Below are 5,420 nucleotides of genomic sequence, written 5' to 3' on the forward strand. Positions count from 1 at the left end.
ACCTCAACCGGGATAGGCGGCATGCACACTATCACCGAAGAGAGCTTGATGAGAGAGATGGAAAAACCGCATGCTTATCATGAGGTTATGGATAGAACAGGGCGTATAACGGTTTTGACAAATCGAGCACGCGCACTAATAAAATGTTAGGGCTCTCTGAGAAAATTGCATGGAAGAAGTAAAAAACAGAAATACCGAATATCTGAGTTCAATTGGCATTGATGTGCCTGAGCACTTGCCTCAGATAGAAGGTCTTGATGAGGTTAATCCTAGATCGGCTCGGGATATTGCTGGTCGTTTAAGTGCATCGGCCTATGTCATTGGCTTGGGCTTTGGTGCGAAAGGTAAGGATCTTCTTGAGCAGCTGAACAAGTTTCATCTGATGCCTTATGTAAGTGGATATGAGAAAGAGTTGCTCAGCCAAGACTTAATCGGAGACCAAGATAAAATAAATATGTCTTGGTTAACTGAATGTGCTCAAGCTCTTTCTTGGTGTATTGGTCTAGTGGAGCTGGACCACTTTAAGCATTGCGATGATGATCTAGCTCACAAGATACCGTTTAAGACCGACCCTCAAGAGTTCATTCAAAAGGCCGAGCTTCGCCCAATCGCYGAAATCCAAGAGCAGTCCGACCTTTTATATAGAATGCACTGGTACGCAAGAAACTGTGGTTTAACGGGACAAGAATGTGAGTTAAGCGAAGGTATAGTTTCCAAACGTAGAAAGGCAATTGATTGGGCGTATGGTGTGGAGGAGGATTGGGATGAAGTGCCAATGGATACCTAGCCCTAACAAGCCCGCCCAAGCGACAGCATGAGCTGTCACAATTTTTGAAAAACAACAAAAATTTCGCCAGCTGCATGCTGCGCATGGCGGAAGCGTTAGCTGTCTAGGGGGATTTCGTGCTACCAGGAGATGTATTACTAGTAACTGGTGAAGGAAAATTATCYTCATCACTTGTGGCTGTACAAAAAGCCATTTATAAAAACGCCATTTCTAGCCATGTTGCTTTTAGTTTGGGTGATGGGGTTTTTATACACGCTACAGGTGACAAAGGTGTGCATTTAACCTTGTTGATTGATGAAGATAGGGCCTGTAAAGCTGGATGGAGAGTTATTAGACATAAAACCATTACAGAGACATGTTTGAAAACTGAAAATCTTCAGGAAGCGGCCATGTTTTTCTATGCTCAAGATTACAATAAGGCTTTTATGGGGGCAGGTAATGAGTCGTCGTCATTTTGCTCTGAATTAGTAGCAAAAGCCTTTGCGAGAGCTGAAATAGAAATCATTGAAGGAAGGCCGCCTAGCAAAGTTACACCAGCTCATTTTGATCAAGAAGCCGATGACTTGGAAGAGTGGGTAGATGTCACTGAAGAATACCAAGAGCTGCTTGCTAGTATGAAAGAAAATGAATTTGTGTTTAGATTGGCTGCTAATACGTTAAGCTCAGTTATGACAAGACGAAAAGCACATGAACCATTCCGACAAGAAATTATTGAGCTCCTTGAAGGTGGTTCGCCTAATAATCGAGAACTRGCTCAAAAAATGAGAGAAATGCTAGCTGGAAGAAATTTAAAGTATTGGCATGAAAAAGACAGCTAATAATGCAATTAAATTCGCTCCCTGTGGTCGCCGGACGCTCGTTCCTCGCGCCGTTTATTGCGGGCGTTAGCTTAAAGGAAGGATATGACGAAGTTTTTATATAAATATATGCCTCTAAGAGAAGAGTTTTTCGATAACTTCATGATTAGAGCCACCCCAGTTATGGCATTAAATGACCCATTTGAAGGCTTTTTTAATAAAAAACAAATAGAAGATGCCGACCATCAACAAAGGGAATATTATCGTGCTCTAGGAAAAAATGTGAATGAGAAACATGATGGTATGATCGAAAATTTGATGGGGGATGTGCAAGAAGATTTCTTTGACTTAGGTATTCTTTCTTTTACTGAAGACCATAATAATCCTCTTATGTGGGCACATTACGCTAACGATCATAAAGGAGTTGTCGTTGAGTTTAACTTGTCTGAGCCTTTGTTTGATGACTCAATACAATATCTTAATGGCAAGAGAAATAGATTCGGTAAGAATTATTTAGGTGATATTTTTGAATTCCCCGAGAAAGTTGCATATCGAAGGCAACTTCCATCCTTTGATAGACCCGAGTTATCTGCACCAGATTCAGAGCATGAGTATCATTGGATAAAGTTTAATCGAGAAATTTTATTTACTAAATCCGAAGATTGGATTTATGAGAAAGAGCATCGCTCGATTGTTCAACTGCATGATGCAGATTCAATCATTTGCAAAGAAAACAAACATATACGCAAAGTATGCTCCTCTGACAAGTCTATAGAAGTTGTCACACTTGATAATGATAAAATTCAAGTTATTTATCCAAAAGAGTATGAAATGCATGAAGATATGGGAGATGAGAGTATAAAGAAAGAAGTATACTTTTTGTCTAAAGATTACAATGAGCCAGCAATACACTTGTTTAGACTTAACCCTGATGCAATTAGCCGTATCTATTTTGGGTGTAAGTCTCCCTGTGGTGGATTAGCTGCCTCAATAAAGGAAAGTGGCAAGCTTAAAAAATTGGATGGGCTATATAAAATGGAGCATAGTAAAAAATACTATCATCTTGATTCAGTGAAAATTTAAGCTAACACATATGAGCCCTTCTCCGGTCAATAGGCAATAGCATTTTTTTGGCTGCGCAGCAGCCAAATGCTCTCGAACAGCAAAGTCGTCTACTTCGTTCTGTCATTTCCGCCATTAAGTCATTGCTTACGGCAAACACATATAGAAGGTCTCTTACTGCGGTCTCACCGCTGCCAGCCAACCCTGTGACAGGGCCACTAGACATTACTTCCCGTTCCCACTCAGGAGCATGAGAACGAGTTATGGAGAATGACTTTTCCGTGTTCGCCCACCGCGTGAAGAGAAAATTGATGCTTGGCGAGAACAACGCTGAAAAAGAACTGAGTAGACATGGTTACCTCCGGTATTAAAGGCCGCACCTAAGTGTGGCAGATCTTCAAGAGGGGGAATCCATGTCATTCGTTATGAGGCATATGGATATTCAACTAATACAAATAGAAAATGATGAGTTTGAAAGTCTGTTCTCTGTTGTGAAACAGGGACTTTATTCGCATGTTGATGCCGTATTTGGCTGGTGTGATGACTTCCAAGTCAATCGTTTAAAAAATGACTACGAGCCGCATTGGTTTCACTGGGTTTATCTCAATAACACGCAAGTTGGAATGCTATGCTTCAAGCCTTACGAAAACGCATTTCATGTACATTTACTCATTGTGTTTCCTGAATTTCAAAATCAGAAACTGGGTGAAAGGGTCATGAACATGATTCACGAAATGGCGCGTGAGCAAGGGCGTAGTTACGTAACCTTATCAAGTTTTACTAGAAACGAGCCTGCGGTAAGGTTTTACAAATCCCTTGGCTATCAGGTGACTGAAAGCGATGAAAACTTCCTTTCTTTGTCGCTTCAAGTTGCCTCATAACACATATGAGCCCTTCTCCGGTCAATAGGCAATAGCATTTTTTGGCTGCGTCAGCAGCCAATGCTCTCGAACAACAAAGTCGTCTACTTCGCTCTGTCATTTCCGCCATTAAGTCATTGCTTACGGCAAACACATATAGAAGGTCTCTTACTGCGGTCTCACCGCTACTTGCCAATCATGTTACTGGGCCATTAGACATTATTCGGTTAACCCAAGCAGGCGTTATTCAAAAAGAAGGCTAAACGTTTGTTTTCCAATTATCTTCAGGCTCAGTTTGGGTGTAAGCAACTTTGTTGTTCGCTTGGATGCGCAACAATGGGGCGGCTAATCAAAGTGTAACCCTCCCCAAAAAACTGGTCATTAGCAATTAGAGGTTTTCCGTTTACACTGAAATAAACGGAGAACGCATGATGAAAAAATCACGCTACACAGAAACACAAATCGTAAAGATCTTGAAGGAAGTCGAAGCAGGCCGAAAGGTCAACGAAGTCTGTCGCGAATATGGCATCTCTGATGCGACATACTACAACTGGAAGTCCAAGTATGGTGGGATGGAAGCGTCAGATGTTAAACGGCTTAAAGAGCTTGAGGATGAGAATCGGAGGCTCAAGCAAATGTTTGCCGACCTAAGCCTTGAGCACCGTATCGTTAAAGATATTCTGGAAAAAAAGCTGTAGGGCCAGCGGTTAAGCGCGAGCTTGTCGATTACGCTCGCAAACACTACCAGGTCAGTTTGCGAATGGCCTGCCGCGTAGTTGGCATTAGCGACTCAGTCTATCGTTACCGACCAGATCCGCATCGGGATGATGAGGTTATCGCGACGTTGCAGGACGCAGCAGAGCGTTATCCTGCCTACGGTTTTGGCAAATTATTTAAAGTACTTAGGCGCTGGGGACACCGATGGAATCATAAACGAGTCCATCGAGTGTACTGTTCGCTCAAGCTAAACCTACGGCGCAAGGGAAAAAAGCGCCTACCTAAACGAAATCCAACACCACTGGCATGTCCAGAGTCGATCAACAGTTGCTGGTCTATCGATTTCATGAGTGACTCTTTGCTCTGCGGCAAGCGCTTTCGTACGTTCAATGTCGTGGACGATTTCAACCGTGAGGTGCTAGCGATTGAAGTAGATCTCAATCTGCCAGCACCACGCATTATAAGGGTGCTAGAACGCATTATTGCTTGGCGAGGGTACCCCAGTAAACTGCGCATGGATAATGGCCCTGAATTCATCTCGACCACGCTGGCTGAATGGGCGGAAGAGAACGCAGTTGAGTTGGAATTTATTCGCCCAGGCAAACCAACGGAGAACTCCTATATAGAGCGATTTAACCGAACTTATCGGACAGAAATACTCAACATGTACGTGTTCAAAACTTTGAGTGAAGTCCGAGACCTGACAGAAAAATGGATGAAGGAATACAACGATGAACGCCCTCATGACTCACTCGATGGTCTGACTCCTTGGGAGTATTTAGCAAGGCATGAAAGTAGGAAAAACTCTAATTTAGAGTGCCACTAAAACAGGGAGGGTTACACTTAACAATATAATTCTTTCTGATAGGCCTTTGAGAATCGCCACGGAGTCTGCGGCGATTCGAGATTTGAAGCGCGTTGGCAGGAATACTCATATGCTTTGCAATGAGTTTGATTGAGCACGGTAGGTTTACTAGAACTCTCCATTGAGGTCGATTTTGTAGTCACCGACGATCTCGTCCATTTCCTGTTTCAGCACAGGTGTGATGATTACTAGGCTCTGGTAGTTTTCCTCAATATCTTTACCCAGCAAGTTGAGAAAACCTGTCTTATGCTGAACTTCTAAAGCATCATTCTAGCCTGTTTCTGCTAATCTGACGGCTATGTGGGTAGGCTCATACAAAACACAGAAATAAC

5 protein-coding genes and 1 pseudogene are annotated in these 5,420 nt (G+C 42.7%); all 6 read left to right on the forward strand.

Going from position 1 to position 5,420, the window contains the following annotated elements; translation table 11 throughout:
• The first annotated feature begins 169 nt into the window (after positions 1-169).
• A complete protein-coding gene (locus tag BZJ18_RS16695; protein WP_077458452.1) occupies positions 170-787 on the forward strand; it encodes a DUF4272 domain-containing protein in 618 nt (205 codons plus the stop codon).
• 116 nt (positions 788-903) lie between these two features.
• Positions 904-1,605, forward strand: coding sequence for a hypothetical protein (locus BZJ18_RS16700; protein ID WP_108743177.1), 702 nt, complete (start codon positions 904-906; stop codon positions 1,603-1,605).
• An 84-nt stretch (positions 1,606-1,689) separates the two neighbouring features.
• The gene (locus BZJ18_RS16705) at positions 1,690-2,667 is read left to right on the forward strand and encodes a DUF2971 domain-containing protein (RefSeq protein WP_077458456.1); all 978 of its coding nucleotides are present in this window, start codon (positions 1,690-1,692) and stop codon (positions 2,665-2,667) included.
• A gap of 404 nt (positions 2,668-3,071) precedes the next feature.
• Positions 3,072-3,527, forward strand: coding sequence for a GNAT family N-acetyltransferase (locus BZJ18_RS16710; RefSeq protein ID WP_077458458.1), 456 nt, complete (start codon positions 3,072-3,074; stop codon positions 3,525-3,527).
• Positions 3,528-3,937: 410 nt separating this feature from the next.
• A protein-coding gene (locus tag BZJ18_RS16715; RefSeq protein ID WP_241825005.1) for an IS3 family transposase occupies positions 3,938-5,049 on the forward strand; the annotation gives its coding sequence in 2 pieces (ribosomal slippage) (positions 3,938-4,190 and positions 4,190-5,049; 1,113 coding nt in all).
• Between the two features lie 16 nt (positions 5,050-5,065).
• Positions 5,066-5,182, forward strand: a pseudogene (locus BZJ18_RS17835) (type IV toxin-antitoxin system AbiEi family antitoxin); the annotation flags it as partial.
• Positions 5,183-5,420 lie beyond the last annotated feature (238 nt).

Origin of the sequence: Salinivibrio sp. IB872, assembly GCF_001995345.1 — a bacterium.
GTDB lineage: Bacteria > Pseudomonadota > Gammaproteobacteria > Enterobacterales > Vibrionaceae > Salinivibrio > Salinivibrio proteolyticus.

Coding starts and splice junctions, on each gene's coding strand:
- BZJ18_RS16705 (WP_077458456.1), top strand. CDS start 1,690: ATGACGAAGTTTTTATATAAATATATGCCTCTAAGAGAAGAGTTTTTC.
- BZJ18_RS16710 (WP_077458458.1), top strand. CDS start 3,072: ATGAGGCATATGGATATTCAACTAATACAAATAGAAAATGATGAGTTT.